General features: G+C 69.7%; 25 protein-coding genes. 17 read left to right on the top strand and 8 right to left on the bottom strand.

Annotation, left to right across the window (positions count from 1 at the left end):
- Positions 1–2: 2 nt before the first annotated feature.
- From ACIO5D_RS05065 to hemL, 4 genes are all read right to left on the bottom strand, one after another.
- The gene (locus ACIO5D_RS05065) at positions 3–776 is read right to left on the bottom strand and encodes a cytochrome c biogenesis protein CcdA (protein ID WP_363605959.1); all 774 of its coding nucleotides are present in this window, start codon (positions 774–776) and stop codon (positions 3–5) included.
- Positions 773–1,381 (bottom strand): TlpA disulfide reductase family protein, encoded by a 609-nt coding sequence (locus ACIO5D_RS05060; protein WP_363605960.1) that lies wholly within the window; start codon positions 1,379–1,381, stop codon positions 773–775. Before ACIO5D_RS05060 ends, ACIO5D_RS05065 begins: the two co-directional genes overlap by 4 nt.
- 110 nt (positions 1,382–1,491) lie before the next feature.
- Positions 1,492–2,139, bottom strand: coding sequence for a histidine phosphatase family protein (locus tag ACIO5D_RS05055; RefSeq protein ID WP_363606060.1), 648 nt, complete (start codon positions 2,137–2,139; stop codon positions 1,492–1,494).
- A gap of 68 nt (positions 2,140–2,207) precedes the next feature.
- The gene (hemL, locus tag ACIO5D_RS05050; RefSeq protein WP_400756225.1) at positions 2,208–3,536 is read right to left on the bottom strand and encodes a glutamate-1-semialdehyde 2,1-aminomutase; all 1,329 of its coding nucleotides are present in this window, start codon (positions 3,534–3,536) and stop codon (positions 2,208–2,210) included.
- Between the two features lie 290 nt (positions 3,537–3,826).
- On the opposite strand from hemL, the gene ACIO5D_RS05045 reads away from it, so the two are divergent.
- Positions 3,827–4,456 (top strand): hypothetical protein, encoded by a 630-nt coding sequence (locus ACIO5D_RS05045; RefSeq protein WP_363605963.1) that lies wholly within the window; start codon positions 3,827–3,829, stop codon positions 4,454–4,456.
- A 66-nt stretch (positions 4,457–4,522) separates the two neighbouring features.
- Here ACIO5D_RS05045 and ACIO5D_RS05040 read toward each other — a convergent pair whose 3' ends face one another.
- Positions 4,523–5,824 (bottom strand): tyrosine-type recombinase/integrase, encoded by a 1,302-nt coding sequence (locus ACIO5D_RS05040; protein WP_400793986.1) that lies wholly within the window; start codon positions 5,822–5,824, stop codon positions 4,523–4,525.
- Between the two features lie 601 nt (positions 5,825–6,425).
- On the opposite strand from ACIO5D_RS05040, the gene ACIO5D_RS05035 reads away from it, so the two are divergent.
- The 7 genes from ACIO5D_RS05035 (at position 6,426) to ACIO5D_RS05005 (ending at position 13,363) form a co-directional block, all read left to right on the top strand.
- Entirely contained in the window at positions 6,426–6,641 is a 216-nt protein-coding gene (locus ACIO5D_RS05035; protein ID WP_243436521.1) for an AlpA family transcriptional regulator, read from the top strand.
- 147 nt (positions 6,642–6,788) lie between these two features.
- Positions 6,789–7,958 (top strand): DUF3631 domain-containing protein, encoded by a 1,170-nt coding sequence (locus ACIO5D_RS05030; protein WP_400793985.1) that lies wholly within the window; start codon positions 6,789–6,791, stop codon positions 7,956–7,958.
- Between the two features lie 883 nt (positions 7,959–8,841).
- Positions 8,842–9,396: a plasmid mobilization relaxosome protein MobC gene (gene mobC, locus ACIO5D_RS05025; RefSeq protein WP_400793984.1), complete on the top strand. Its 555-nt coding sequence runs from the start codon at positions 8,842–8,844 to the stop codon at positions 9,394–9,396.
- The gene (locus tag ACIO5D_RS05020) at positions 9,393–11,117 is read left to right on the top strand and encodes a relaxase/mobilization nuclease domain-containing protein (RefSeq protein WP_400793983.1); all 1,725 of its coding nucleotides are present in this window, start codon (positions 9,393–9,395) and stop codon (positions 11,115–11,117) included. Before mobC ends, ACIO5D_RS05020 begins: the two co-directional genes overlap by 4 nt.
- A gap of 209 nt (positions 11,118–11,326) precedes the next feature.
- Complete coding sequence (locus ACIO5D_RS05015) at positions 11,327–11,710, top strand: hypothetical protein (protein ID WP_400793982.1); 384 nt, start codon at positions 11,327–11,329, stop codon at positions 11,708–11,710.
- Between the two features lie 137 nt (positions 11,711–11,847).
- On the top strand, positions 11,848–12,180 hold the full coding sequence (locus tag ACIO5D_RS05010) for a hypothetical protein (RefSeq protein WP_400793981.1): 333 nt from the start codon (positions 11,848–11,850) through the stop codon (positions 12,178–12,180).
- Positions 12,181–12,406: 226 nt separating this feature from the next.
- Positions 12,407–13,363: a hypothetical protein gene (locus ACIO5D_RS05005; RefSeq protein WP_400793980.1), complete on the top strand. Its 957-nt coding sequence runs from the start codon at positions 12,407–12,409 to the stop codon at positions 13,361–13,363.
- 33 nt (positions 13,364–13,396) lie between these two features.
- Here the strand turns inward: ACIO5D_RS05005 and ACIO5D_RS05000 are convergent, their stop codons facing one another.
- Together ACIO5D_RS05000 and ACIO5D_RS04995 are read right to left on the bottom strand one after the other, a co-directional pair.
- Positions 13,397–14,332 (bottom strand): SUMF1/EgtB/PvdO family nonheme iron enzyme, encoded by a 936-nt coding sequence (locus tag ACIO5D_RS05000; protein ID WP_400793979.1) that lies wholly within the window; start codon positions 14,330–14,332, stop codon positions 13,397–13,399.
- A gap of 59 nt (positions 14,333–14,391) precedes the next feature.
- Positions 14,392–15,165 carry an aminotransferase class IV family protein gene (locus ACIO5D_RS04995; RefSeq protein WP_400793978.1) on the bottom strand — a complete coding sequence of 258 codons (774 nt, stop codon included), beginning with the start codon at positions 15,163–15,165 and terminating at the stop codon, positions 14,392–14,394.
- Between the two features lie 252 nt (positions 15,166–15,417).
- Between ACIO5D_RS04995 and ACIO5D_RS04990 the strand changes: the two genes are divergently transcribed.
- The 5 genes from ACIO5D_RS04990 (at position 15,418) to ACIO5D_RS04970 (ending at position 19,490) form a co-directional block, all read left to right on the top strand.
- On the top strand, positions 15,418–15,993 hold the full coding sequence (locus ACIO5D_RS04990) for an ATP-binding protein (RefSeq protein WP_400793977.1): 576 nt from the start codon (positions 15,418–15,420) through the stop codon (positions 15,991–15,993).
- A gap of 212 nt (positions 15,994–16,205) precedes the next feature.
- Complete coding sequence (locus ACIO5D_RS04985) at positions 16,206–16,805, top strand: hypothetical protein (RefSeq protein WP_400793976.1); 600 nt, start codon at positions 16,206–16,208, stop codon at positions 16,803–16,805.
- 46 nt (positions 16,806–16,851) lie between these two features.
- A complete protein-coding gene (locus ACIO5D_RS04980) occupies positions 16,852–17,892 on the top strand; it encodes a glycosyltransferase family 4 protein (RefSeq protein WP_400793975.1) in 1,041 nt (346 codons plus the stop codon).
- A 54-nt stretch (positions 17,893–17,946) separates the two neighbouring features.
- Positions 17,947–18,828, top strand: a complete 882-nt coding sequence (locus ACIO5D_RS04975) for a radical SAM protein (RefSeq protein WP_400793974.1) — start codon at positions 17,947–17,949, stop codon at positions 18,826–18,828.
- Positions 18,825–19,490: a PIG-L deacetylase family protein gene (locus ACIO5D_RS04970; protein ID WP_400793973.1), complete on the top strand. Its 666-nt coding sequence runs from the start codon at positions 18,825–18,827 to the stop codon at positions 19,488–19,490. Before ACIO5D_RS04975 ends, ACIO5D_RS04970 begins: the two co-directional genes overlap by 4 nt.
- An 11-nt stretch (positions 19,491–19,501) precedes the next feature.
- Here the strand turns inward: ACIO5D_RS04970 and ACIO5D_RS04965 are convergent, their stop codons facing one another.
- The gene (locus ACIO5D_RS04965; RefSeq protein WP_400793972.1) at positions 19,502–21,208 is read right to left on the bottom strand and encodes a proline--tRNA ligase; all 1,707 of its coding nucleotides are present in this window, start codon (positions 21,206–21,208) and stop codon (positions 19,502–19,504) included.
- A gap of 176 nt (positions 21,209–21,384) precedes the next feature.
- On the opposite strand from ACIO5D_RS04965, the gene ACIO5D_RS04960 reads away from it, so the two are divergent.
- The 4 genes from ACIO5D_RS04960 to ACIO5D_RS04945 all read left to right on the top strand — a co-directional run bounded on the left by ACIO5D_RS04960 (position 21,385) and on the right by ACIO5D_RS04945 (position 25,344).
- Positions 21,385–22,251: a class I SAM-dependent methyltransferase gene (locus ACIO5D_RS04960; protein WP_400793971.1), complete on the top strand. Its 867-nt coding sequence runs from the start codon at positions 21,385–21,387 to the stop codon at positions 22,249–22,251.
- Positions 22,252–22,691: 440 nt separating this feature from the next.
- On the top strand, positions 22,692–23,606 hold the full coding sequence (locus ACIO5D_RS04955) for a hypothetical protein (protein WP_400793970.1): 915 nt from the start codon (positions 22,692–22,694) through the stop codon (positions 23,604–23,606).
- 357 nt (positions 23,607–23,963) lie between these two features.
- Positions 23,964–24,794, top strand: coding sequence for a hypothetical protein (locus ACIO5D_RS04950; protein WP_400793969.1), 831 nt, complete (start codon positions 23,964–23,966; stop codon positions 24,792–24,794).
- Positions 24,795–25,026: 232 nt separating this feature from the next.
- A complete protein-coding gene (locus tag ACIO5D_RS04945) occupies positions 25,027–25,344 on the top strand; it encodes a transposase (RefSeq protein WP_400793968.1) in 318 nt (105 codons plus the stop codon).
- Positions 25,345–25,411: the final 67 nt, after the last annotated feature.

Raw genomic sequence — 25,411 nt, 5'->3', positions numbered from 1 at the left:
GGTCAGATTCCGATCTGGAAGTCGCCGAACTGGGTCTGCAGGTCGTTCACCATCGAGTCCCAGACGCCGGTGACGAGCAGCAGACCGACCGCGACGAGCATGCCGCCGCCGATCCGCATGACGAGCGGGTAGTGCCGCTTGACCCAGCCGAAGGCGCCCAGCGCCCGGCGGAAGGCCACCGCGGCCACGATGAACGGTACGCCGAGGCCCATGCAGTAGAAGAACATCAGCAGGGCGCCGCGCTGGGCGTCGGCCTGGTTGAGCGCCAGGTTCGTCACGGCCCCCAGGGTCGGCCCCATGCACGGCGTCCAGCCGACCCCGAAGACCACGCCGAGCAGCGGCGCGCCGAGCAGACCGATCACCGGACGGCGGTGCGAGCGCACCTCGCGCATGCTCAGGCCGGGCACCAGCCCCATGAAGGCCAGCCCCATGACGATCGTCACCACGCCGAGCACCCTGTTGATGACCTGCTGGTGCTCCTTCAGCGTGTCACCGAACTGGCCGAACAGCGCCCCGCCGGAGACGAAGACCGCGGTGAAGCCCAGGATGAACAGCAGGGCCCCGAGCAGCATCCGGCCGCGCCTGGTCCCGCGCGCGTCCGCGAGGTCGGCGGCGGAGAATCCGGTCACGTACGAGAGGTAGCCGGGGACGAGCGGCAGCACGCAGGGCGAGAAGAACGAGACCAGGCCCGCCAGCAGCGCGATCGGCGCGGCCACCAGCAGCGCTCCGCTCTGGATGGTCCCGATGTTGTCGGCGAGCTGCAGCGACGCGCTCACCGCTTCGGCTCCGCGACCACCGGCTGCAGCATCGACTCCAGGGCATCGTCGGTCTGGCCGCCGACGGCCCGGGCGGCGAGCCCGCCGTCGCGGTCGACCACGATGGTGGTCGGAATGGACTGCGAGTTGAGGCTGCCCTTGGGGAACTTGAGCAACTGGGCCCCGGCGGGGTCGTAGATGCTCGGGAAGGTGACGCCCTTCTCCTGTTCGAAGCGGATGGCGTTGGAGACATCGCTGTCCCGGGTGTTGATGCCGAGGAACTGGACGTCCTGGTCCTTGTACTTCTGCCAGACCCGTTCCAGGTCGTCCGCCTCGCTCCGGCACGGACCGCACCAGGAGCCCCAGACGTTGAGGACGACGACCTTGCCGCGGTAGTCGGAGAGCTTGGTCGGGGTGCCCTCCAGCGTGTTGCCGGAGATGTCCGGCGCGTCCTGGCGGTGGCCGAGCGCGGCCTTGGAGATGTTGGTCCCCTTGGCCGTCACGAAGCCGACCTGGCCGTCACCGCCAGCCGACGAACCCGACGAGGAACAGCCGGTGAGGACGAGCGCGGCGGCGGCCGCGGTGGCGGAGGCCGCGGCGGCGAGACGGGGACGGGGGCGCGTCATGCCAGACATGTGAAAAGTTTCGCATGGAGGCCCGGGCAGGTTCGGGGGGGTCCGACATTCCGTGTCGAACCCCCTCTGACCTGCACCTGGACCAGACCATTCGGTGGCGGTCAGGCCCCGAAGCTCTTACCCACCGGCTTGTCCTTGCCGCCCTTGCCGATCAGGTGCGCGGGCAGCAGGTCGCGGGCCGGCTCGCGGTAGCCGACCGAGACGATCCTGTCGCCCTCGAAGGTGAAGCTGGTCAGCGAGGCCAGCGAGCACTGGCGGCGGCGCGGGTCGTGCCAGAGCCGGCGGCGCTCCACGAAGGAGCGGACGATCCAGACCGGCAGCTGGTGGCTGACGCAGACCGCCTCGTGCCCGCGCGCGGCGTCCCGGGCGGCGCCCAGCGCGCCCATCATCCGCACCACCTGGTCGAGGTAGGGCTCGCCCCAGGACGGCTTGAACGGGTTGGTCAGGTACTTCCAGTAGGCCGGGTTCCGCAGCGAGCCGTCGCCCACCCCGAAGGTCTTGCCCTCGAAGATGTTGCCCGCCTCGATCAGCCGCTCGTCCACCGCGATGTCCAGGCCGTGCGACTTGGCGATCGGCTCGGCGGTCTCCTGCGCCCGCTCCAGCGGGGACGCCACCACATGGGTGATGTCCCGGCCGGCCAGGTCCTCGGCGACCCGGTCGGCCATCTGCCGGCCGAGCTCGGACAGGTGGTAGCCCGGCAGGCGGCCGTACAGGATGCCCTCCGGGTTGTGCACCTCACCGTGCCGCATCAGATGGACGACGGTGATCTCTTTGGCGCTCACTTCTGGGTTCTCCTGGGCTTCGTGGGGTGTACGGGCTAGGCCGTGGCCTCGGCGGCGGCGCGGGCGGCCGCCGGCAGGGCGGCGGCGATCCGCTCGATCGCCCGCTCGTCGTGGGCCGCCGAGACGAACCAGGATTCGAAGGCGGACGGCGGCAGGTAGACGCCCTGGGCGAGCATCGCGTGGAAGAAGGCGGTGAAACGGTACGCCTGCTGGGTCTTCGCCTCGTCGTAGTCGGTGACGGCGGCCTCGGTGAAGAACACCGAGAACATGTTCCCGGCGGTCTGCAGCCGGTGTGCCACGCCCTCCTTGGCCAGCGCGTCGGACACCAGGGTGGAGACCTCGGCGGCGACCCGGTCCACCGTGGCGTACACCTCGTCGGTGCAGCCGCGCAGCTGGGCCAGGCCGGCGGCGGTGGCGACCGGGTTCCCGGAGAGGGTGCCCGCCTGGTAGACCGGGCCGACCGGGGCCAGGTGCGCCATCACGTCCTCCCGGCCGCCGAAGGCCGCCGCCGGGAAGCCGCCACCCATCACCTTGCCGAAGGTCAGCAGGTCCGGCGCCCAGCCCTCGTTCGCCGCCTCCAGGCCGTACCAGCCGGCCCTGGAGACGCGGAAGCCGGTCATCACCTCGTCCGAGATGAACAGCGCGCCGTTCTCCCGGCAGAGCCGGGCCAGACCGCCGTTGAAGCCGGGCAGCGGCGGGACGACGCCCATGTTGCCGGGCGAGGCCTCGGTGATCACGCAGGCGATCTCGCCCGGGTGCGCCTTGAACGCCTGCTCGACGGCGGCCAGGTCGTTGTAGGGCAGCACGATGGTGTCCCCGGCCTGGGCGCCGGTGACGCCCGGGGTGTCCGGCAGACCGAAGGTCGCGACCCCGGAACCGGCGGCGGCCAGCAGCGCGTCCACATGGCCGTGGTAGCAGCCGGCGAACTTCACGACCTTGGCCCGGCCGGTGAAGCCGCGGGCCAGCCGGATCGCCGACATGGTGGCCTCGGTGCCGGAGGAGACCAGGCGGACCTGCTCGACCGGGGCGATCCGGGCGACGATCTCCTCGGCCAGCTCGACCTCGCCCTGACCGGGCGTGCCGAAGGAGGTGCCGCGCGAGACGGCCCGCTGGACGGCGTCGATCACCGCGGGGTGCGCGTGGCCGAGGATCATCGGGCCCCACGAGCACACCAGGTCGACGTACTCGCGGCCGTCGGCGTCGGTGAGGTAGGGGCCGGTGCCGGACACCATGAAGCGCGGCGTACCGCCGACCGCGCGGAAGGCGCGCACCGGCGAGTTGACGCCGCCGGGCGTGACGATCGAGGCGCGGTCGAAGAGCGACTGGGACTGGGGTGCTTCGTAGGGGTAGCTCACAGAAGACATGGTCTCAAATCGTGTCCTTCACCTCTGCATGTCGGACCTCATCATCTGGAACGATGATCCGGGTGCCGAAGTCTGTACGGTTATCCGTATGACGGGGCCCTGGCTGCTCCCACTGCACGGACCAGTCAGACTATGTACTCCGAGTGTGCAGACACTCCGGGGTGTGCAGGGGTGAGTGCAGGACTGCCGCGTACCGCGACTGGGTACGGCGGCGCATGACGGGTAAGGAGCACGTCCGGAGGGACGCCGGACGTGCGGGGGTCTGTCGATTCCGGCGAATTCCGGTGAGGATGGTCCGAGTGTCCGAGGCGCAGGACGGCTACGACGAGGCGGCGGGTGGCTCCCGCAGGCGCGCCGAGGCCGCACGCGGGGGTACGGGAGCGGGTACGGGTCGCGGCGGTCGCGGCGGCGAGAGGCGGGGTGAGGGACGCGTGGGGGTGACATACAAGTACTTCGGCGCACCCGACCGGGCCACCGCCGCCAGAGTCCCCACCGCGCTGGGCCCTGGCGGGCTGGGCCTGGACGCGGGCGAACTCGGCTCGCTGGGGCGGCTCGGCGACCTGATGGAGACCAGCGGCTCCCCCAACGGCCACCTCTCCACCAAGATCAAGCCGGAGACCATGAGCGCCATGGTCCTCACCGGCATCCAGGGCGTGCCGCTGCACCAGGTCCCGCCGCTGGAACTGGTCGTGCTGCACCCCGACTACGCGGTCGTCCAGCTCCCCCAGAACGTCGTCGAGCCGCTGCGCAAGGCCGACGAGACCGAACTCGGCGCCGCCGCCTTCATCTGGTCCACCGTGCCCGACCGCCGGGGCCCGCGCGACGCCTTCGTGATCTACAGCATGCTGCACGAGTGGCAGGACTTCGCCAACCGGCTGCACGACGCCGGGCACCAGCTGTACTGCCTGGTCTGGCCGTGACCTGCGGGTTCGCCCACTTCTGATCACTCGTCAACAGGATCCGGGGCGGGCACCCGAAAGGTGCCGTCAGGCCGCCAGGGCACATCCAGGGCACACGGGCCCGGAAGTGCCCTGGCCGCGCTCCTGCCCGGCCACGCCGAGGAGGAAGTCGTCGGTGGCCGAGCGGGCACGGCCCTCGCTGCTCGGCATGAGGTGAGTGTAGGTCCGGAGCGTGAAGCCGGGATCCGAGTGGCCGAGGTAGACCGCGAGGGCCTTGATGCTGGTACCGCCTTCGAGCTGGGCCGAGGCGTACGTGTGGCGGAGAGCGTGCATGCCGTCGTCGGGCGCCGCCTCGAAGTACTGCGAGCCGCTCGTGCGGGGCGGGATGACACCGGCGTACACCAGGGCGCGCTTCCAGAGGCCCTGGTTGAAGACGCTCCGGTTGTACGGCTTCCCCTTGGCGTCCACGAAGAGGAGCTTGAGGGTCTTCGGCTTGCCGTCGGGCTTGTGCCACGGCAGCGTCGCAGGCGTCGGCTTGAACGCCGCGAGATGGGCTCGAAGAGCCGTGGCCGTGGCCGGCGACAGCGGCACGGAGCGGATCTTGTCGCCCTTCGGCAGTGCGAACACCGTCTTCGAGCCGACGAAGCGGATCTGCTGGTTCACGTGCAACCAGCCGCCCTCGAAGTCGATGTCATCCTCCGTCAGCGCGAAGATCTCACCCTGACGGAGGCCACAGCCGACACCCACCGCGCCGCCGGCGCGGAAGCTCTCGGGAAGCCCCTCCAAGACCGCCATTACCCGCTCACGGGTCCACGGCACGACGGGCTTCGGCGGGATTTTGGGCCACGACACGGAGGACGCCTTGCACGGGTTGCGCCTCAGGATGCCGGAGTCGACGGCGGCATCGAAAATGCTGCTGAGCACGTCGCCGATGCCACCGATCGTGGAAGCCGCCAGCGGGACCTCCAGTAGCTCCCTGATCCAGGCGCGAACCGGCTCGGGGTCGTTGAACACCCGCATCTCGTGGTGGCCGAGGCGCCCGACGATGTGGTTCCGGACCACGCCCTCGTAGCGAACCTCTGTCGTCGGGCCCGCAGTGTTGTTCTTGAACCACTTCGTGGCGTACGCGCCGAGGGTGATCCTGGTCGCCGCAGGGTCGATGTACGTGCCGTCGTCCAAGGCAGCCTTGAGCTCGGCGACGCGGCTGTCGGCCTTGGTCTTGAGCTCGAAGTCCTCCTTCTTCTGGGCCCCCTGGGGGTCGCGGTAGCGGACCTGCCAGCGCTTGCCCTTGCCGTGCTCGACCGTGGGGTACTTGCCCTTGTGCTCGCGGCAGGGCTTGTCGGTCGGGCGGGGATAGGTCTTGTGCCAGGTGTCGTAGACGGTCGCCATTCGGCTCCTTCGCGCTGGGGCATGAGGGGGCACGGCCTGTGGCCGGCGGTGAGGTGGAAGTGGCGGCGCGCGGACGGCGGCGCCGGTGAACCGCGAATGCGGAACGCTCGCGGAAGCGCCCCTCGGGGCGGGTGTTGGATGTTTATCGACCGCGATCAGTTTGTCAAATTGGAGATCCCCAAAGGGGCACTTGAGTGCCAATTCATGCCCGATAGTGCCGGATAATCCCGAGCCCGCTGGCGCCCATGTGCACTCACCGCCGCCCAGGAGCGCTCGCGACGTTTGATCGCGGATGCAATGCGCTCTGACCTGGCTAGTTGCTCGGGAAGGGGTCATCCCCGGCAGAGCGATCAAGATCTTTTGTGGGATTTTTCCGAACTCCTTGCACGATAGCCATTGCGGGCCCTACGTTCGTTAATGCCGCTCAGCGAGGTCGTGTCACGCCACTTCGCGACGGGCTGGCCGCCCGGCCGACCCGGAGCCTTTTTAGGTTCCGAGCCGGGTCGCGTGGAGACTTCTCTCCCCGCGTAGAGCCGTTCCCCTTTTCCAGGGGCTCTTCGGCGCGCCCGCACACCCTTATCCCCTGCCTGCTGGAGACCTCTTGCCCACGACCTTCCGTGCCACCACCCCCGATCGCCGCCCGCTGGCCACTGCGGAGGAGCTCGCCGCGTACCTCGGAGTCCCGCTCGGGACCGTGTACGCATGGCGACACCGCGGCCAGGGCCCCGTGGCGATCAAGGTCGGCCGGCACCTGCGCTACCGCTGGGCGGAGGTGGAAGCCTGGCTGGACGGCCAGAGCGCCGACCAGGCCGCCTGACCCGACCGCCCCTCGCCGCCGGATCCCACTCCCCTTCTCGTTCCTGCCCCCCTACCGGCGGCGCGCGGCCCCCCGCCGCGTGCCGCGATCTGGAGTCTCACCATCACCTCTCTGTCCAACCCCCTCGCCGCCGACGCCGCCGGGGAGATGCCGGCCGCAGACGGCTCCGCGGCGGGCGCTCTCCGGACCATCGACACGGCGCCGGACACGTCCGAGTCGCCGGGCGCCGCTCTGCTGGCCAAACTGCGTGACCACATCCGCCAGTACGCGGTCCTGCCCTCAGCGGAGGCGCTCGACGCGGTCACGCTGTGGGTCGCCGCGACGCACCTGCAGGCGGCGTGGCACCACGCGCCGCGTCTGGCGATCGTGGCTCTGGCCCGGCGGTGCGGAAAGTCCCGCCTGCTCGACATCCTGGTCGAGACCGTCCACGATCCACTGATCACGGTCAACACCAGCGCGGCGGCGATCTATCGTTCGATCAGCGACCGGCCCAGGACCCTGCTGGTCGACGAGGTCGACACCATCTTCGGCAACCCCCGCACGGCCGAGATGAACGAGGGCCTGCGCGGCCTGCTGAATGCCGGTCACCAGCGCAACCGGCCCGTCACCCGGTCGGTCGGCAACGACCACCAGGCCCGCGAGTTCGACACCTTCGCCATGGCCGCCCTCGCCGGGATCGGCGACCTGCCCGACACGATCATGGACCGGTCGGTCGTGATCCGCATGCGCCGTCGTGCCGACGGCGAGGTCGTCGCCCCGCTGCGGGATCGCCGCGACGGCGTCCTATTGCGGGAGACCCGCGCCAAGCTCGCCCTGTGGGCTTCCCTCGTGCGAGAGAAAGCCGAGGCCCTGCATCCGGACATGCCGGTCGAGGACCGCGCCGCCGACACCTGGGAACCCCTGGTGGCCGTCGCCGACCTCGCCGGCGGCTCGTGGCCGGGCCGCGCCCGCCTGGCGTGCGCGCACATGGTCGCGGCCGAGGAGGAGATCGAGGAGGACAGCTGCGGCGGCGCGCGGATCCTCGCCGACATCCGCCGGATCTTCTTCACCCACGGCGACACGGACACCTTGCCCACCACGGCGATCCTCGCGGCGCTCAACGACGACCCCGAGGCGCCGTGGGCCGAGCACGGACGCGGCGGCCTCACCGCCCGCGCGTTGGCCGGGCTGCTCAAGGACTACCGCATCTCTTCGGCCAACATCCGCCTGCCCGACGGAACCCAGCGCAAGGGCTACACCTTCAACAAGCTCGCCGACTCCTGGCGCCGCTACTGCCCCAAGGTCCACCCGCTCCCCCAGCGCGCCCCGGCCGGCTGACCCCGCCCCCCGGGTGCGGTAGATGCCGTCACCGACGTCGCATCCGCTCTCCCGCACGCCCGCGACCGGGACGGCAGCCTTCCGCGAGCCGTCCGCAGGGCCTGCTGAGCACAAGTCAGGCAAACGGACCGGTCCGGTACAGCCGGACCGCACCGGACCGGCTGTACCGGACCAGGACGGTAGCGGGACGGAGCGACCATCCGCACAGGCCAGTCGTGGCAACAGACTTCGGCACACAAGACGGATGAAACGGACCGCGGCACTCAACCCCACCGGACCGGACGGTCCGCCACCCGCAGGCATGCGGACCGCCCGGACCGGTCCGGTGTCCTGTCCGAACGCACGGTCCGGAAGCTGCCGGACCGTCTCCCGCGCAGACCAGGCCATCGGACCGTCCGGACCATCCCACCACCCTGCGCGAACCGGCACGCCGGTCCATTCACGCTCCGGACCGGACGGTCCGGACCGGACCGGACCGAGATCTGCCGACCGCACTGACGGACCGCGCCGGCGAATCGGACCGTCCGGAACGTGGTCCGCCGAACCGGCTGACCGAAATCCGCTCACCGACCAAGCGGACCGGACCGGTGGACCGGACCGCACAGTCCAACGGTCCATTCACGGACCGGACCGTCCGCCTTGTGATCCGTCCGCACCTCGCCCGTATGGCCGATCCGCCCGAAGACTCAGGAGGGACTCCCTGACCGATCACCAGCACGGCCCCGAGCGCGCCGACAGCCCCGATGTCGGCCTGGAAGCGCTTCTCGACTCGCCTACGTTCGCCCGTGACCTGCGACGGGCGTTCGGCCCGGGTGCTCCTGGCGGAGCCAGTAGTACCCCGAGTCCGACTCGCGGCCGGACACGGGGAGGCTCCGCCCCAAGGGTGGCGGAGCAGGCCCGGCGCGAGGGCGCGCCGGGCCAGGGGTTCGAGGCCGAGAGCGGCCCCGAACCGGACGAACTCCTCGTCGTCCAGACGGCGGTCCTCACCGACCACCGCCAGCACGACAGCCCCACCGAGGCCGGCGGAGCCGAGCCGCGGAACCGCCGGTTCGAGGGCATCAAGCGCGAGGACCGCGTCGGACCGCTGCGGTTCAAGCCCGACGAACACGCAAGGCTGCAGGCGGCTGCCCTCGCCCACGGCTACAACGGCGTGTCCGGTTTCGCCGCCGACGTCGTCATGGCGTTCATCGACGGCCGGTTCTTCATCGACCTCCCCCTCGCTGAGGAGCGGCGGGCCACCCACCACTTCCGCTCGGTCTTCCTGCGCAAGCACGACCGCCTGGGCAACAACCTCAACCAGATCGCCCGCGCCGACAACGGCGGCTACGACCGGCCGGACCACAGCTCCCGGACCATCGACCAACTGCTCCGCCTCCAGACCGAGATCGCCCACGCCTTCCGCCCGTCCGCCGACCAGGAGACCCCGCCCCGCCCGTGATCGCCGCCATCAAGGACCCCGGCTCCAACACCCGCGGCCTGCTCGCCTACCTCTACGGCCCCGGGCGCCACGACGAGCACCACGACCCGCACATCGTGGCCGGCTTCGCGATGCTCGCCATGCCCGACCCCGGCCGCGACGAGCAGGCGACCCTCACCCAGCTCGCCCGCTACCTCGACGAGCCGGTCCACCTGCGCAACAGCGAGGTCGGCCTCAAGCTCACCGGCCACGTGTGGCACTGCCCCGTCCGCGCCGCCCCCGAGGACCGCTTTCTCTCCGACACCGAGTGGGCCGACATCGCCCGCCGCATCGTGCAGGCAGCCGGCATCGCCCCCGACGGCGACCACCTCGCCTGCCGCTGGATCGCCGTACGCCACGCCGACGACCACATCCACATCGTCGCCACCACCGTCCGCGAGGACGGCCGCCGCCCCAAGCTCCACGGCAGCGGACGACGCGCCGCCGACGCCTGCCGCCAGATCGAGAAGGACTACGGCCTGCGCTGGCTCAAGCCCGGCGACGGCACCGCCGCCAAGCGCCCCACTCAGGCCGAGATGCACAAGGCCAAGTGCCTCGGCTGGAAGCAGACCAGCCGCGACTGGCTCGAAGACCGCATCCGCGACGCCATCCCCCACGCCGCCGACATCGAGGAGTTCCTCGCCTACCTCCAAGCCGACGGCGTCGAGGTCAACCTCCGCCGACTGCCCTCCGGCGACCTGAAGGGCTACTCCGTCGCCCGGCCCGGCGACCTCAAGGCCGACGGCACACCCAACTACCTCTCCGGCAGCAAGATCGCCCCCGACCTCTCCCTGCCCAAGCTCCAAGCACTCCTGGCCACCAGCACCCCGGAGGAACACCCCACCGCCCGCCGCCACCGCCACAGCACCAGCTGGCAACGCACCACCGACGCCCTCGACACCCTCCACCTCGCCGAAACCGACGCAGACACCGGGACCGACACCCTCGCGCAGGCCCAGATCACCGCCCTCGGCGACATCATCAACGCCACCACCCAAGCCGCACCCCACGAGCTGCGCGCCGAACTACGAGCCGCCACCCGCATGTACGCCCGTGCCCAGCGCTCCCGGGTGCGCGCCGACCACCAGGCCGCCGCCGACCTGCGACGGGCCGCCCGCGACATCCTCCACGCCGCCGACGGGCCCGGCGGCAACGCCCTCGCTGTTCTGATCGCCGCGCTCGTCTGGGCGGCGGTCCTCGCCGGCCGCTGGCACCAGGCCCGAGGCCACCACCAGCAGGCCCACGCCGCCAACCTCGCCGTCCAGCACCTGCAGGCCGCCTACGACCAGGCCGCCGCCGAACACCTCACCGCCCTCACCCACCGCCAGCCCGCCCAGGAGACGATCAACGACCTCGCCCACGACCTGCGCGCCGTCGTCCCCGACCACGCCGCACGCATCCTCACCGACCCCACCTGGCCCGCCCTCGCCACCGCTCTCGCCGACGCCGAAGCCGGCGGTCACCAGCCCCGCCAACTCCTCACCGAGGCAGCCGCCCGCCGCGAACTCGGCACAGCCCGCCAGCCCGCCAAGGTCCTCCTCGGCCGCATCCAGCACACCAGCCGCAACCCCCCACCCAACCGCGCCGCCGACGCCGCCCGCCTGCGCACCACCAAGCTCACCAACCCCAGCCGCGACACGGCCCAGCCCACGCCCGCGCCTTCGCTGCGGCCCGGCACCCGCCCGCAGCACCGCAGGCGCTGAAACTCCAGGGCCAGCCTGTCTCCGCGCAGGAGGAGTCTCCTCAGCCCCTGGCCCCACACCTTCCCAGCGCCAGCCCAGGCCGCCGCCGAGCGGCCCCCGCAGCCCACGCCTGCGGGCCACGCCCCCGGTCGCCCGCCCACCGCCGGACGTCGAGCACCACCGCCAGCAGGACCACACCCAGCCCCCATCCCCCACCGCAAAGGACCCCCGTGACCGACACCACCACCTTCGTCAGCCGGAACATCATGAAGCTGCTGTTCGACGCCGACTTCGTGTACCGCGACGACACCGACACCTGGTCCCACCAGGACGGCCGACCGTTCAGCGAGCCCGAGCAGGCCATCGCCGAAGCCGCCGGGGAGGAAGAGCTCGAAGCCCTCTTCGACGTGTACAAGCTCCTGCTCAAGCGCGACCTCGTCGACCCGATCGACGCCCTCCGCGTCCTCACCTACCGGTACTGGATCACGATCCCCGACTACGACGCCGACAGCACTGACCTCCTCGCCGCCATGACCGACCAGGACCGCGCCGAGTTCGCGCGCCTCTCCGACGCCCTCACCCCCGCCCAGCGCATCGCCCTCATCAAGAGCTGACCCTCCACCTCGCCCTGGCCGGGTACCTGCCCGGCCGGGGTGTCGATTTGATGTCTTCCTGCGCGATCGGGAAGCATCTCAGCCCCTCCGTCGTCGTGTGGTGCTTGAACCCGTCACACCACGGAAGGGCACCGCACTTGACCAACCCCGCCGACGCCGACCGCAACCCCCACCGCAACGTCGTCCTCGCCGTTCCCCACCCCGCACCCCTCAACCCCTGCGGCATCACCATCACCTGCGCCATGTGCGACGCCACCCGCGACTGGCTGCTGATCCACGTCCAACCCGACATGGTCTTCGTGCGCTGCCGATGCGCCCACGAGTGGCGCGAGCACGACCTGGAGACCGCCGACGTCACCACAGCCCGAGACGACACCGGGGACCACCAGGAGTGGGAGTCGTTCGAGCAGATGTACCGCGGACTCGGCTTCGACGGGCTGCTCGCGGGAACGGTGTGGAACCTGGAATGACCGGCCCGAGGCCGCCACCAACCGGTGGCGGCCTCCTGCGGAAGCCAGTCCGGCCCGACGGACCAACTCACCTGCCGTCATTGGCCGCAGAGTGTGATCGTGATCGCTCACGGTCCTTGGATCTTCCGGCCGTACGTGTGCTACGTTCCGTGGTCCAACCGAAAATAGGCGACCCCGGCGGTGCTACCAACACCCCGGGGTCCGGCAACAGGAGCTATCACTCCCGATGCGTGTCCATCGTAACGCCCACGCGCGCAACTTCACTGTGCTGCCCAACGCCGTCCTGCAGTACCGACGGCTTTCCTACACCGCCCGCGGCCTGCTCGCCGATCTCCTCTCCCGCCCCGACGGCTGGCGCGAGGACGGCCGGCACATGGCCGACACCAGCCCTCAGGGGCGCGGCGCGATCCGCAAGGCCCTGAAGGAGCTGGCCGAGGCGGGCTTCTACCGGGTCGAGAAGATCCGTATGCCCGACGGCACCATTCGTACCGAGACCCACGTCTACGACACCTCGCAGCTGGCGCTGCCGGGTGCCACCCGTCCGGTCTCCGGTGAAGCGACCACCGGCGGTGCTGACGCCCTTGTAGTAAAGAACCGGTACCAAGAACCCTCCCACCCCACCGACGAGGCCGACGACCGGCCGAGCGCCGACGAGGCGGGCGAGGAGCCGGGAGGGCGGGAGGAGGACCACCAGGACGCCATGGACACCCCGGCGATGCCGGACGAGCAGGTGCGCGAGGCGGTCGCCGTCCTGTTCCGGGTGATTCGCCCCGAGCCGCGCCTGCACCTCGGCGAGGCCGAGGCTAGAACGCTCGCGCCCCTGCTCACCCAGTGGCTGGAGCGCGGCGCCTCCCACACCGACCTCGCGCACGCCCTGCTGCCCGGCCTGCCCGCCCCGCTGCACTCGGCCGTGGCGGTGCTCCGCAACCGCCTGGAGCGCAAGATGCCGCCCGTACAGGCCGCTGCACGGCCCGCAGCGGCTCGGTACGCCGAGTGTGCCAAGTGCCACGACCCTGTGCCCCAGCCGGGCATCTGCGGCCCCTGCGCGGGCCTGGCGCCCCGAACGCCCGGGGTCGACGGCCGCGAGGCTTCCACCCGCAACGGTGCGGCCCGCGCCAGGGCGGCCCTGCGCTCGGCGAAGACGGTCGGGCTGGGCCTGGGGGGCCTGTCCACCGCAGGGTAGGTACCTGCGGGTGCCCACCGCGCCCTCGGGGCGCTACGACAAGTCGGGCGGCCGCATGCCCACCGCGCAGCAGCGGAAGCCCGTGTCGTCGTCCAGCATGGTCGACGCCGCGTCGTTGAAGGCGGACGGTACGACTCGGGCGAACGGGCTGGTGAAGGCGCCGGCCTTGAGTTCGTGACGTCCTGGGGAGGGCTGGTCCTGGCACCACTCCCAGGTGTTGCCGCACAGGTCGTAGACGCCGTACGGGCTCACACCGCTGTGGTAGCAGCTGACGGGAGTGGTGGAGCAGAGGCCGCTCTCGCGACTGTTGCACTTCGCCGGCGTCGGCTGATCGCCCCACGGGTAGATGTGGCCTCGCGGTCCGCGAGCGGCCTTCTCCCACTGGTGGCTCGTGGGCAGGGACTTTCCCGCCCACTGCGCGTACGCCGTCGCGTCGTCCCAGGTGATGAAGACCACCGGGTGGTCGAGCAGCTCGTCCGGGCAGCTTCCTTCAAGCCAGTGCCGGGGCACGCGGTGAGAGGTGGCCGCGACGAAGCGTGAGTAGTCCCCGTTCGTCACCGGGAAGACGTCGATGTAGTAGTCGGGCAGCCAGACCGGCTCCTTGCCGGGCCCGGCAAGGAACACCCCCGCCTCGACGAGCGCCATCCGGCGGCCGTCGCCCAGGTGCCGGAGCTGGTGCTGGCGGGGAAGTGCCAGGCCGTTGTCGCCGTCCGGGTTGGGCAGTACCGAGGGCGACCCGGCGGTGAGTCGGGCGAAGCGTTCGTGAACCTCGGGGTCCGAGGAGGCCAGTGACGTGTCCAGGGCCGCCTGGTTCACCGGCCGGGGCGTGATGTCCGCACCCCGGGCCTCCCACTTGGACACCATCCGGGCGCTGATGCCCAGGTGAGCGGCGAACGATTCGATGCTCATCCGCTTCGCCTGCCGCAGCGCCCTGACCTCGGTACCGGTCCATGTCTCTACGGTTGCCACCGCAGCTCCCCCGCCCCCACCGCCGTCGCGCCCCCGCGCGCTCCTGTTAAGAGGGTCAACTACAGCAGATCACTGCTCAGTTCGTCGTACTCCTTGCGAAGCCGCTCGATGACCGGGTGGGTGCCGGGCAGGGTGCGCTCGTCGACCGCGCCGATGGCGCGCACCCCGATGCCGATGTTGGTGGCGAACGCGGCGTCGAAGCTGGCGACGTCCGTCAGGCGGACGCTCTGCATGGTGGACGGGTGGGCCTGGCGCAGGAGCTCCATGGTGGTGCCGACCAGGCAGTCGGCGTCGGGCCAGATGACCTCGCCGTCCTTCACGAAGCCGATGTTCCAGGTCCCGCCCTCGGAGATGACCGACTCGGTGTCGACGAACAGCGCGTCGTCGAAGCCGGCGCGCTGGGCGGCGCGCCGGTGACGGAGCGAGCCGAACAGGCCGACGCTCTTCACCGACGGCATGTCGCGCGTGTAGACGACAGACTGAACTCGCATGGGGGGAAGGGGGAGCGACCCGGCCGGCCGAGTCGTCACGAGGACCTGGGGCTGCGCGTCCGACCCGACGTGCCCGAGATCCAGCGCGGGATCGAAGATCGTCACACGCACCACGCTGGCGCCGCTGGCCGGCACCAGGCGGCGGGCAAGCTCGCGGACGTGGTCCAGGTCGAGTTCCGTGTCGAACACGGCCTGGCAGTCACGAGCCAGCCGGGCCATGTGCAGGGCGAGGCCGCGAACGCGACCGTCCTCGACGCGCATCGAGGTGAAGTGGCCGTAGTTGGTCAAGGCAAGCGCCTGGAGAGACTCCAGAGCGATCGGGGTGCCGTTCAGTTCCGCCATGCGCCCAGCATGGCACCCGGGCCACCCGCCGGACCTGGCTTCTCCCAGACGCAGTGATCGAAGTTCAGTGAAAGTTCGGCACCGGGGCAGAGGCAGGACATACCAGCTCGATCACCTAAAGCGTCAGTCTGGTCACTCAAAGTTGGCGCCCCCGGCAAGACCGTCCGCCTACCCCGCTTTCGTCGCGGGGAGGCGCGCGGCTCGCGGGCAGCCCGCAGCCCTTACCCGGCTCCCGACCTGGGAGGACGCTCCGTGTCACAAGCACGCCCCGGCTTCAGTCAGTTGGAGCTGGCAGACAGCCCGAACCCGGTCGCCTGGGCCCGCCGCCACACGGTCGACATCCTGGGCCGCTGGCAGGTCCCGCCCGACGTCATCGAGACCGCTCGCCTGCTGGTCTCCGAACTCACCACCAACGCCATCCGGCACCCGAAGAACGACACGACCACTTCGCTGTTCTCGGAGACCTGCCCGGTTCGGACGATCACCTTGGTACTGGTGATCGACCGGGGTCGACTCGTCCTCTCGGTACGGGACAGCGACCACCGCCCACCCGTGGTCAAGGCGGTGGGTGAGGACGCGGAGGGCGGCCGGGGACTCTTCCTGGTGGAAGCCCTGAGCGAACGCTGGGGCTACTACCACCTCCCGGAGCCGGCGGGGAAGGTCGTCTGGTCAGAGCTGACGTTGGTCGCGCGAGACCCCCGGTTCGGAACCGAGCGTCCCCCGAAGCCCTCCAGCCCGACCGAGAGCGACCAAGTGGCCGACCCAAAACGCGGTCAGGCCCCGCCGCTGCTGATGGCCCGCGCTCTGGTTGGCCTTCGAGAGCTCTGACGCAGAGCATGCCCACGCCCACCCTGGTGGGCCCATGAACGAGTGGCCGGCACTGGAATCCCCCACGGCGACGGCCACTCAGAGCGTCCCCGCAGCCCGCGTGATCTCGGCGGTCGGCGAGTTCATCGCGTGATCGCTGCGGGGGCGCTCACCGACGGAGGCGGCCCGATCCCGGCCGCTTCCGACCCGGCACCTCTACCGATGCAACCGCGATGGGAGAGAACGTGCACGAGTCCGTCCCCGCACCACGCCAGCCCGGGACACCGCCTCCCGGCTACCGCTACCTGGACTTCCTCGGCGGCCCCAGCCACCTCGTCGACGAGGGCACCTGCCGGGGCTGCTTCATGAACCAGGCGGAATCCCGCCTGCCGGACATCCTCGCCCCCGTCTACGACGACGGCACCATCACCGTTCGGCAGGACGCCGAATGGGCCGTGCCGGGATTCATGGTCGTCGGCATCCGGCCGCACATCGGCGCGCTCGACGAGATGGACCTCGCGCTCGTCGAGCGGATCGCCCGGGTCACCCATTTCGTCCGCCGGGCCATGCGGGAGCGGCTGGGCCTGGCCGCAGTGCAGATGTACCAGGAGGAGAAGCTCGACCGCCCGCACTTCCACGTGTGGATGCTTCCCCTGTGGCCGGACACGATGGCCGCCCACAGCATCAACCCGCGGATCTATGAATCGAATATCGCCCGGTACCTCACCCTCTTCGCCCTCGGCCCCCACGAGGCAGCCATCCGGAGGTGCGCGGACGAGGTGCGCGACTTCCTCGCCGGAGTACCCGAACTGCAGCTCGGCTCATCCGCCTGACGCGGTTCGCCGGCCAGGCGAACGGCCCCTCCACGAGGAGACGAACATGCGCATCGCTCACGTAGCCCCGCTGTGGGAGAGCGTCCCGCCCAAGGGTTATGGAGCCGTCGAGACGCTGGTCGCCGAGCTCACCACGGTCCAGGTCCTCGACGGGCACCAGGTCACGGTCTTCGCCTCCGGCGACTCCAAGGTGGCCGGCAACCTCCACAGCATCGGCGCGACGGCGCTGCTCGCAGACCCTCGGATCCGCGAGCCCGAGGTCTACCGCATGCTGCAACTGGCGGAAGTCCGTGACCGAGCCGACGAGTTCGACGTCATCCACTCCCACGTGCACTCCAACACCGGATGCCTGGCCATCCCGGTGCTCCAGGGTCTGTGCACGCCGGTGATCCACACCGTGCACTGCTTCTTCAACGACGACAACGCACCGCTCTTCCGCCGGTTCGCCGGCGAGCGGTACGTGGCGATCAGCCACGACCAGCGAGCCCGTCTCCCCGACCTCAACTACCTCACCACGGTCCACCACGGCGTCGACCTGCAGACGTTCCCCTTCGGTGCCAAGGCCGGCCCACGCCCGTACGTGGTGTTCCTGGGCAGGATCAGGCCCGAGAAGGGCGTTCACCTAGCCATCACGGCGGCGCGCCTTGCCGGACTACCGCTCAAGATCGCTGGTCGGATAAAGCCCGGTGACCTCACGTACTTCGAGCAGCAAGTACGACCACACCTCGACGGTGAACAGGTCACCTTCCTCGGCGAGCTGGACTTCGCGAGCAAGACTGCCCTGCTCGCAGGCGCCGCCGGCACCCTGATGACCTCGCTCATCCCCGAGCCGTTCGGACTCGTCCCCATCGAGTCCATGGCGTGTGGGACGCCGGTGGTGTCCCTGCGGACCGGGGCGGCTCCAGAACTCGTCCGACATGGCATCACCGGCTACCTGGCCGACACCGCCCAGGAACTGGCCGACGCCATCGTCCACCTCGAAGCGATCGACCGTGCCGCCTGCCGCGCGCACGTGGCCTCCGAGTTCTCGATCCGCCGGATGGCCGACGGATACGACGCTGCCTACCGGAGGGCCCTACACGGCTGATCCGCCAGGCACCGCACTGCACAACTCCCGTCTCCACCAATTCAGTGAGGCACCATGCGCAGTGTCATCCTCAGCGCGGGCAAGAGCTGCTTCGTAGCCTGTCCCGGCTGCTACAACTACTTCGGCCGAACCATCAGCGACACCAGCCACGTGCTGAACTTCGCAGCCGGCCTGCGCGATCGGTTCGGCATCGAGAAGATCACCGTCGGAGGTGGTGATCCACTCACCCGACCGGACATCCTCCCCCTGCTCAAGGGCCTGCACGGCCTGGGCTTCGGCATCCGGCTGGACACCGTGGGCACCAACTTCCTCGGCCCTGCCCGCATCCGCTTCATGGGCACCGGAACGGCCGACCACGTGTCCGCGGCAGAGGTGGCCGCCGTGACCGATCTGATCGGCATCCCCCTCGACGGCAGTACCGACGCCATTCAGCAACAGTTCCGCCGACACGCCACCGTCTCCTCCCAGTTGGCGATCCTCGCGCAGCTGGAGGAAATCGGCGCAGCCACCTGTATCAACACGGTCGTTCACGCCGGCAACACCGACGACCTCGCGGCCATGGCCGAACTGCTCCGTGGATATACCTGCATCCGTGAGTGGCAGCTCTTCCAGTTCATGCCCATCGGACCGCTCGGTCACCACAACCGCAACCGCTACCTCGTCAACGGCACCGACTTCGAGCAGGCTGCCAGGATCGCCCGGGAGAACGCCCCGGGCGGACTGACGGTCGTGGCCAAGAGGGCACACGGCCGCAAGCACCGATACCTGCTGATCGACTCCGCCGGACTGGTATGGACCCCCGAGCAATCGCCCGCCGCCTCGTGGCAGAGCGAGGACACCAACGATCGACGGCACATGATCGGCAACATCAGCGATTCCGACATCCTCGACCGGCTGACCGCCCTGGACGACGTCGACACAGAGGTCGGGGGATGACCAGAGCCGACCTGCTCGTCGTCCTCGCACATCCCGACGACGAGACGCTGCACTGCGGGGGACTCATCCACCACACCGCCCGGCACGGCGGCACCGTGGTCACAGTCACCCTCACACGCGGCGGCGCCGGCAGAACCCTCGGCATGTGCACCGAAGCCGAGCTGCCAGCCGTTCGCGAACGGGAACTGCGTCGGGCGGTCGAGTCCCTGGGCGTTTCCCAGGCCGAGGTTCACGACCTGCCCGACGGCCGTCTCGTGGACCACGAGACGGAGGCAGCGGGCCTGGTGCTGGACTCGCTCCGGCGCTGGACACCGCACCGGGTGGTGGCCTTCCCTCCCAACGGGATGAACGGCCACCCGGACCACCGTTCCGCCCACCGGATCGCCCTCGCCGCGCTCGACCGCTACGACCTGACCCCGGAGGTTCTGCTGGTGACCAGTACGACTCCGTACACCGAACCGGCCAGACCAGGCTTCCTGGACCCCGCGCAGGTCGAGGCGATGCGCCTACCAGCCACCCTCCGCACCCAGGTGGGCGACAGCCTGGAAGCGAAGCTGCGCGCCATGGGCCACTACGAGACCCAGGCGCGCAGCACCGCGAAGATCCTTCGCCGCTATCCGGAGACGCTTCTCACCGAGGCGTTCCACCGGGTAACCGGCTGAGGAGCCGACCCCTACACAGCGGACGTCAGCAGCTTACGGACGTGTTCCACCGCCTCGGCCACCGGCACCGACTGGGTCTCGCCGGTGGCCCGGGTGGTGACCTCGACCGTGCCGTCGGCCAAGCCGCGGGCGCCGACCGTGATCCGGTAGGGGATGCCGATCAGCTCGACGTCGCGGAACTTCACGCCGGGCCGCTCGTCGCGGTCGTCCAGCAGCACGTCGACCCGCTCGCCCTGCAGCTGCCGGTACAAGCCCTCGGCGGCCTCGACCACCTTCTCGTCCTTGGCGCCGAGTACGACGACGGCCACCTCGAACGGGGCGACCGCGACGGGCCAGACGATGCCCTTGTCATCGTGGTGCGTCTCCACGATGGAGGCAAGCGCGCGCTCCACGCCGATCCCGTAGCTGCCCATGATCAGGACGACGCGCTCGCCGTCACGCCCGAGGACGGTCACCCCCAGGGTCTCGGTGTACTTGCGGCCGAGCTTGAAGATGTGGCCCACCTCGATCGTGACCACCACCTCCAACGGTGTGCCGCACTGCGGGCAGGGCTCGCCGGCGGTCACCTCGCGCAGGTCCGCCCACCGCTGTACGGCGATGTCCCGCTCGACGGAAACGCCGCGCAGGTGGACGCCGTCGGTGTTGGCGCCGGCGGTCATGTCGGTCCGACCGCGCAGGGCCTCGTCCGCGAGGACGGGCAGCTCGGCGACGCCGACCGCGCCCAAGCTGCCGGGGGACGCGCCGAGCGCCGCCTGGATCTCCTCGGCGGTCGCGGGCCGCACCGTCTGGGCGGCGAGCGTGTCGATGAGCTTCTGCTCGACCAGGGAGTGGTCACCGCGGACCAAGACGAGGGTCAGCTGGTCGTCGACCACGTACACCAGCGTCTTGATCTGCCGCTCGGCCGGCACGCCGTGCTGGACGGACAGCTCCTCGATGGTGCGCGCGTTCGGGGTGTCGAACCGCTCCGGGGCGTCCAGGCCGGGGCCGTCCACCACAGCGGGCAGGGCGGAAGTCGCCTTCTCGGTGTTCGCCGCGTAGTCGCAGCCCGGGCAGCGAACCACCAGGTCCTCACCGGCGTTCGAGGGGCTCATGAACTCCACCGACGCGCTGCCGCCCATGCTGCCGCTGGACGCCTGCACCGGGATAGCGGGCAAGCCCAGGCGGGCGAAGATCCGCTCGTAGGCGGCCTTGTGCAGATCGAAGGAGCGATCGAGTCCGGCCGACTCGATGTCGAAACTGTACGAGTCCTTCATCGTGAACTCGCGCACCCGCAGCAGGCCGCTCTTCGGGCGGGCCTCGTCGCGGAACTTGGTCTGGAACTGGTACCACATCTGCGGCAGGTCCCGGTACGACTTCAGCTCCTGCGACAGGACGGTGAAGATCTCCTCGTGCGTCATGCCGAGGGCCAGGTCCGCGCCCTTGCGGTCCTTGAGCCGGAACATCTCCTCGCCCATCACCTCCCAGCGACCGCTGCGCTGCCAGATCTCGGCCGGGTGCATGGCGGGCAGGATGAACTCCTGGGCGCCGATCGCGGCCATCTCCTCGCGGATGATGTCCACGATCTTGGCGCGGACGCGCACGGCCAGCGGCAGCAGGGAGTAGTGGCCGGCCATGAGCTGCCGGACGAACCCCCCTCTCACCAGCAGGCGGTGGCTCACCGCGTCCGCGTCCGCCGGGTCTTCCCGGAGTGTGGGCACGTACAGCTGGGACCAACGCATGGGACCGGAGACCGTCCTCTCGGTGGAACTGCGGAGTGTCGCGGCGGCGCTCACGCCGACATCACGACGGGAGACGCATTCTAGTGGCGGAGCCCTGCCCGAATCGCTCCGTTTTGAGAAGCCCAGGCCAGAGCACGTGGACAGGTCGCATCCACGTTCGGCGAACGGACGGAGGCATGTTGGCAGACACCACGGACGGCACACCCAGCAGTAACCGTTCCGTCGACGCCGTCCGCCGCTACTACGACGACTTCGCCGAGCAGGAGCAGGACCGGCTCGCCAAGGATGTAGCGGGCCGAGTGTCCTTCGAGATCCACCGTCGCTTCGTGGAGAGATACCTGAAAGAAGGTCAGCGAGTTCTTGAGGTCGGGGCCGGCCCCGGCCGCTTCACCACCGTGCTGGCCCAGCACGGTACCCGCATCGTCGTCACCGACATCTCCCCCGTTCAACTCCGGCTGAACGAGGCCAACGTCACCGCCGCGGGCGCCGAGCCAGCCGTCGAGGCGCGCCACACCCTCGACGTCCGGGACACCAGCCGCTTCCCCGATGCCTCGTTCGATCTCGCCCTCGCCTACGGCGGCCCGCTCTCGTACGCCTTCGAACAGGAACGCCCAGCCCTCGTCGGCCTCCTCCGCGTCCTGAAGCCCGGTGGCATCCTGGTCGCCTCGGTCATGTCCCTCTGGGGCAGCTGGCGAGCCAGGCTCCCCGGAGCCACCCAGCTCGCCATCCGCTACGGCACCGACGTCACCGACGCCGTCATCCGGACTGGCGACCTACGCCACGTACCTGGCATGGTCCACGTCTGCCGCATGTTCACTTGGGAACAGCTCGCCATCCTCATCCCCGAATGCGGCGGCGAGATTCTGGCGGGATCCGCCAGCAACTGGGCAAGCCTCGAAGACCCCACTGTCCTTGACAGAATCGAACATGACCCGGAGCTCTGGGCACGGTTCCTCGCCTACGAGACTGCCGCCTGTTCAAGCCTCGGCGGTCGAGACGGTGGCACACACATCCTCTTTGCCGCACGACGCGGCAAGGGCTGAGGTTGCCATCACGTTCCATACGTAGTGCAGGACCTCGGGCCGCGACCCGCACCGACGGGTGGCAGAAGCTGGACTCGCGCCGCCCCGGCGGGCCGCCAGCGTCCGGGCTTCAGTGCCCGCCTCACGGGCCGCGATGGGCTGCGAAGCCCAACCCCCTATCGCCTCAGGCCGAACAGCACCAGGCGCCCGGTCTGAGACGGCCCTCACCAGGTCGGACAGATCTCCAGGGCCCCGGCACGTGCGGGGAACGCTCGGGCTTACAGCGTCGCCTCCGATCCGTGGTTACAAAACGCCGCCCCACGAGTGCGTCCACCGTGGCAGCCTTTGGATGCCAGCTGGGCAACTGAGGAGGCACGTTGGGGCTCTGGCGATGGGCATGGGCTAACAGGCTGGAGCGTCGGGCGGTCCACCGCAGGGCTCGCAAGGCGCGCGTCGAGCTCGTGGAGTACATCCAGGAGCTGGAGTCAGCACTGAGCGAGACCGGCGTTGTGGAAGGGGTGCATCCGAACACACGCCGAGCCCTCTGGGGACATTTCCTGACCGGACAACTTGCCCTCTCTGCGACACTTACGCACGCGCTGGGCCTTGCAATATGCCTGCTCGCGCCTATCCCCGCCATGGCAGCGGTGGGGTACCTCTTTCCTCCGGCCATCGCCGACCTGGCAAAGCAGACGGTCAGAATGTTCGCCATCATGGGCTTGCTCTACTTTCCTCTGGGCGCCCTCCTCGCCGCCCCCCTCGCATCGTTGAACAGGGACAGCTCCTTCCGCTTCGGGAGGCGATATCTCCTCGTCCACAACGTCACCGAGGTAGCCATCCAGGCCAGCAAGGTAACGGCCCGACCCACAGAAGCCGAGGCGGTGCTTGAACTCTCGAGGCGCATTCGGAGGTGTGAGGAAAGCATTCTCCGTGCCCACCGAACCCGAGGGACCGTCATCTTCCGTTCCCACCGGCGGCCGGAGCTCAGGAAGCATGCCCGGACCGTTGTGGCCCGCCTGCGGCAAGCTGAGACCGGACTGGACACAGATCTGAACGTAGCGACAAGAGAGATCGTCAGACTCCTTTGCGAGGTCTCCGACAACTACCTCGCTGACGCCGGGCGACTTGGCAGGCTCCTGCCGCCCGAAACCGAACTCAAGGACCTCGAACCAGTTCGGGACTATGCCGAGCTAAAGAGTGCCCTGCGCTACGCCGCAGGCATCGCAGTTTTCGGTGTGTCTGCATGGGGATCAGATCGACTCGGTATCCCCGCGCCATACAACTTCGCCGTTGCCGCAATACCGACTGTTCTGCTGGTCCCATCCGTTGGGAGGCCACTTCTTGATGCCGTCACATCGAAGGTTGGCGGTCCGTAAAGCCATGCCTCAATTCTCCCGCTGCGCGCTCACAGAGACCGCCCGCAAGGGCCCCGCAGGAGCCCCCGAAGGTCAGCTATGCCGAGTGCACCCAGTGCCACGATCCGATGCCGCAGCCGGGCATCTGAACCGCGTGTGCACGCGAACGGTCCAGGGCGGCGCTGGGGCAGCCGTTGCCGCTGCCGGGGCCGCGCGTGTCCGGGCGGCCGTGCTCGCGGCCAGGTCGACCGTGGGTGCGGGGCGGCTATCCGCAGCAGGCGCCCGGTAGGCCGGTCAGCGCTGCGGACCCGGCCACCGAGTCGACCCAGTGCCACCTAGGATCGGCCGGGCAGAGCACAGAGCCCGAGAGGAAACCCGATGGCTGACGCGAGCATCATCCCGGACGATATCCAGCGTCGCATCGACGAGGTCCAGGCCCGGATGACCGAAGAGGTCTTCGAGGAGATGCTCGCGAAGGCAGGGGTCGACCCCGCCGATCTGGCCGCGCTGCTGGACGTCCTCGCGATCGGCATCACCAATGGCGCCTGGCGCAATAGCTGCGTCGAGAACTGGCACGCCGAGGGGCGCCTGTCCGACGGCGACATGATGCGGGTCAACAGCCACACCACTCATGGTGTGCGCCAGCGGCTCCGAGGATGGACGAAGGAGTTCGGTGTCAGCGCGAGCACCAGTGAAGGGCTGGCGGAGCTCGCTGTGGAGGATGCAGATGCGCTCGGCTACCGGCTCTTCCGCTGGTTGACCAACCCCGCGCGGAAGCTCGCGACCGGTGCAACGCTCGGCGAGCTTGCGAAGACCGAGATGAACCTCGACGAGTACGTGGAGCACGCCGACCAGAGCCTTCGTGGCTTCATCGCGCAGATGGAGGACAAGGGCGTCCGATTCGGCCTGCTCCGCACGGCTTGCCATGGCGCGCTGGCCTGCCAGCAGTGGTGGGGCCACCCCACCTGGCCGGCCCGCGTGGACCGGTTCATGGCCATGCTCGACAACCCCGAGGACGACCAGTGGGGCCCCAGCGCGGCCTACCGCGAGCGACTGCTGCCCGAGCCGTCGGACCTGCAGGACCGCAGCGCACTGCGCGCAACGCTTCTGAAGGAGCCATGGGAACTGGGCAGCACCACCGCCGATTGGATCACGGACGCCGGCATCGGCTACCTGACGCCGCTGACGAACACGTCCCGCATGAGCTGACAGGGCATGCCGCCGCAGTGCCCCGCAGCACGAACGCGGACGTCCACTCCAGTTCGGGGAAACCATCACCATCACCCGCCTACGCTGTGCTCCTCCTGTCCGAGGTAAAGAGCCAAGCAGCCAGGTAGAGCGGCACAAATAGGAAGGCCAGGAAGAGAGCGGCCACCCCAATCATCACTGAACCGCTGCGGGTTTGACCGAGACTCGTTCTCTTGGAAGGATCGAGTCCGTTATGAGGAAGCCATACCCCAGTGAGGTCCGGGAGCGGGCGGTGCGCCTGGTGCTGGAGACCCGCGATCAGTACGAGACCGAGTACCAGTGCATCCGGTCGATCGGCGCCAAGCTCGACGTTGGCCCGGAAAGCCTGCGCAAGTGGGTCCGCCAGGCCCAGACCGACGCCGGCACCCGGCCTGGCACCACGACCGAGGAATCCGCCGCGATGAAGGCGCTCAAGCGGGAGAACGCCGAACTCAAGCGGGCCAACGAGATCCTCAGGGCCGCGGCGTCTTTCTTCGCGGCCGAGCTCGACCGGCCACACACACGCTCGTAGCGTTCATCGACGAGCACCGGGACCGCTTCGGCGGAGTCGAGCCGATCTGCAGGACGCTCACCGCGAA

The organism is Kitasatospora sp. NPDC087315 (assembly GCF_044744345.1).
Lineage (GTDB): Bacteria > Actinomycetota > Actinomycetes > Streptomycetales > Streptomycetaceae > Kitasatospora.
The sequence above is the reverse complement of the archived record's forward strand: the minus strand, read 5'-3'. Positions and strand labels throughout refer to the sequence as shown.

Excerpts from the sequence above, each read along its gene's own strand:
- ACIO5D_RS05060 (WP_363605960.1), bottom strand. The coding sequence starts at position 1,381 with ATGACGCGCCCCCGTCCCCGTCTCGCCGCCGCGGCCTCCGCCACCGCG.
- ACIO5D_RS05055 (WP_363606060.1), bottom strand. The coding sequence starts at position 2,139 with ATGCGGCACGGTGAGGTGCACAACCCGGAGGGCATCCTGTACGGCCGC.
- hemL (WP_400756225.1), bottom strand. The coding sequence starts at position 3,536 with ATGTCTTCTGTGAGCTACCCCTACGAAGCACCCCAGTCCCAGTCGCTC.
- ACIO5D_RS05045 (WP_363605963.1), top strand. The coding sequence starts at position 3,827 with ATGGTCCGAGTGTCCGAGGCGCAGGACGGCTACGACGAGGCGGCGGGT.
- ACIO5D_RS05040 (WP_400793986.1), bottom strand. The coding sequence starts at position 5,824 with ATGGCGACCGTCTACGACACCTGGCACAAGACCTATCCCCGCCCGACC.
- ACIO5D_RS05030 (WP_400793985.1), top strand. The coding sequence starts at position 6,789 with ATGCCGGCCGCAGACGGCTCCGCGGCGGGCGCTCTCCGGACCATCGAC.
- ACIO5D_RS05005 (WP_400793980.1), top strand. The coding sequence starts at position 12,407 with ATGCGTGTCCATCGTAACGCCCACGCGCGCAACTTCACTGTGCTGCCC.
- ACIO5D_RS04995 (WP_400793978.1), bottom strand. The coding sequence starts at position 15,165 with ATGGCGGAACTGAACGGCACCCCGATCGCTCTGGAGTCTCTCCAGGCG.
- ACIO5D_RS04985 (WP_400793976.1), top strand. The coding sequence starts at position 16,206 with ATGGGAGAGAACGTGCACGAGTCCGTCCCCGCACCACGCCAGCCCGGG.
- ACIO5D_RS04980 (WP_400793975.1), top strand. The coding sequence starts at position 16,852 with ATGCGCATCGCTCACGTAGCCCCGCTGTGGGAGAGCGTCCCGCCCAAG.
- ACIO5D_RS04975 (WP_400793974.1), top strand. The coding sequence starts at position 17,947 with ATGCGCAGTGTCATCCTCAGCGCGGGCAAGAGCTGCTTCGTAGCCTGT.
- ACIO5D_RS04970 (WP_400793973.1), top strand. The coding sequence starts at position 18,825 with ATGACCAGAGCCGACCTGCTCGTCGTCCTCGCACATCCCGACGACGAG.
- ACIO5D_RS04965 (WP_400793972.1), bottom strand. The coding sequence starts at position 21,208 with ATGCGTTGGTCCCAGCTGTACGTGCCCACACTCCGGGAAGACCCGGCG.
- ACIO5D_RS04960 (WP_400793971.1), top strand. The coding sequence starts at position 21,385 with ATGTTGGCAGACACCACGGACGGCACACCCAGCAGTAACCGTTCCGTC.
- ACIO5D_RS04950 (WP_400793969.1), top strand. The coding sequence starts at position 23,964 with ATGGCTGACGCGAGCATCATCCCGGACGATATCCAGCGTCGCATCGAC.
- ACIO5D_RS04945 (WP_400793968.1), top strand. The coding sequence starts at position 25,027 with ATGAGGAAGCCATACCCCAGTGAGGTCCGGGAGCGGGCGGTGCGCCTG.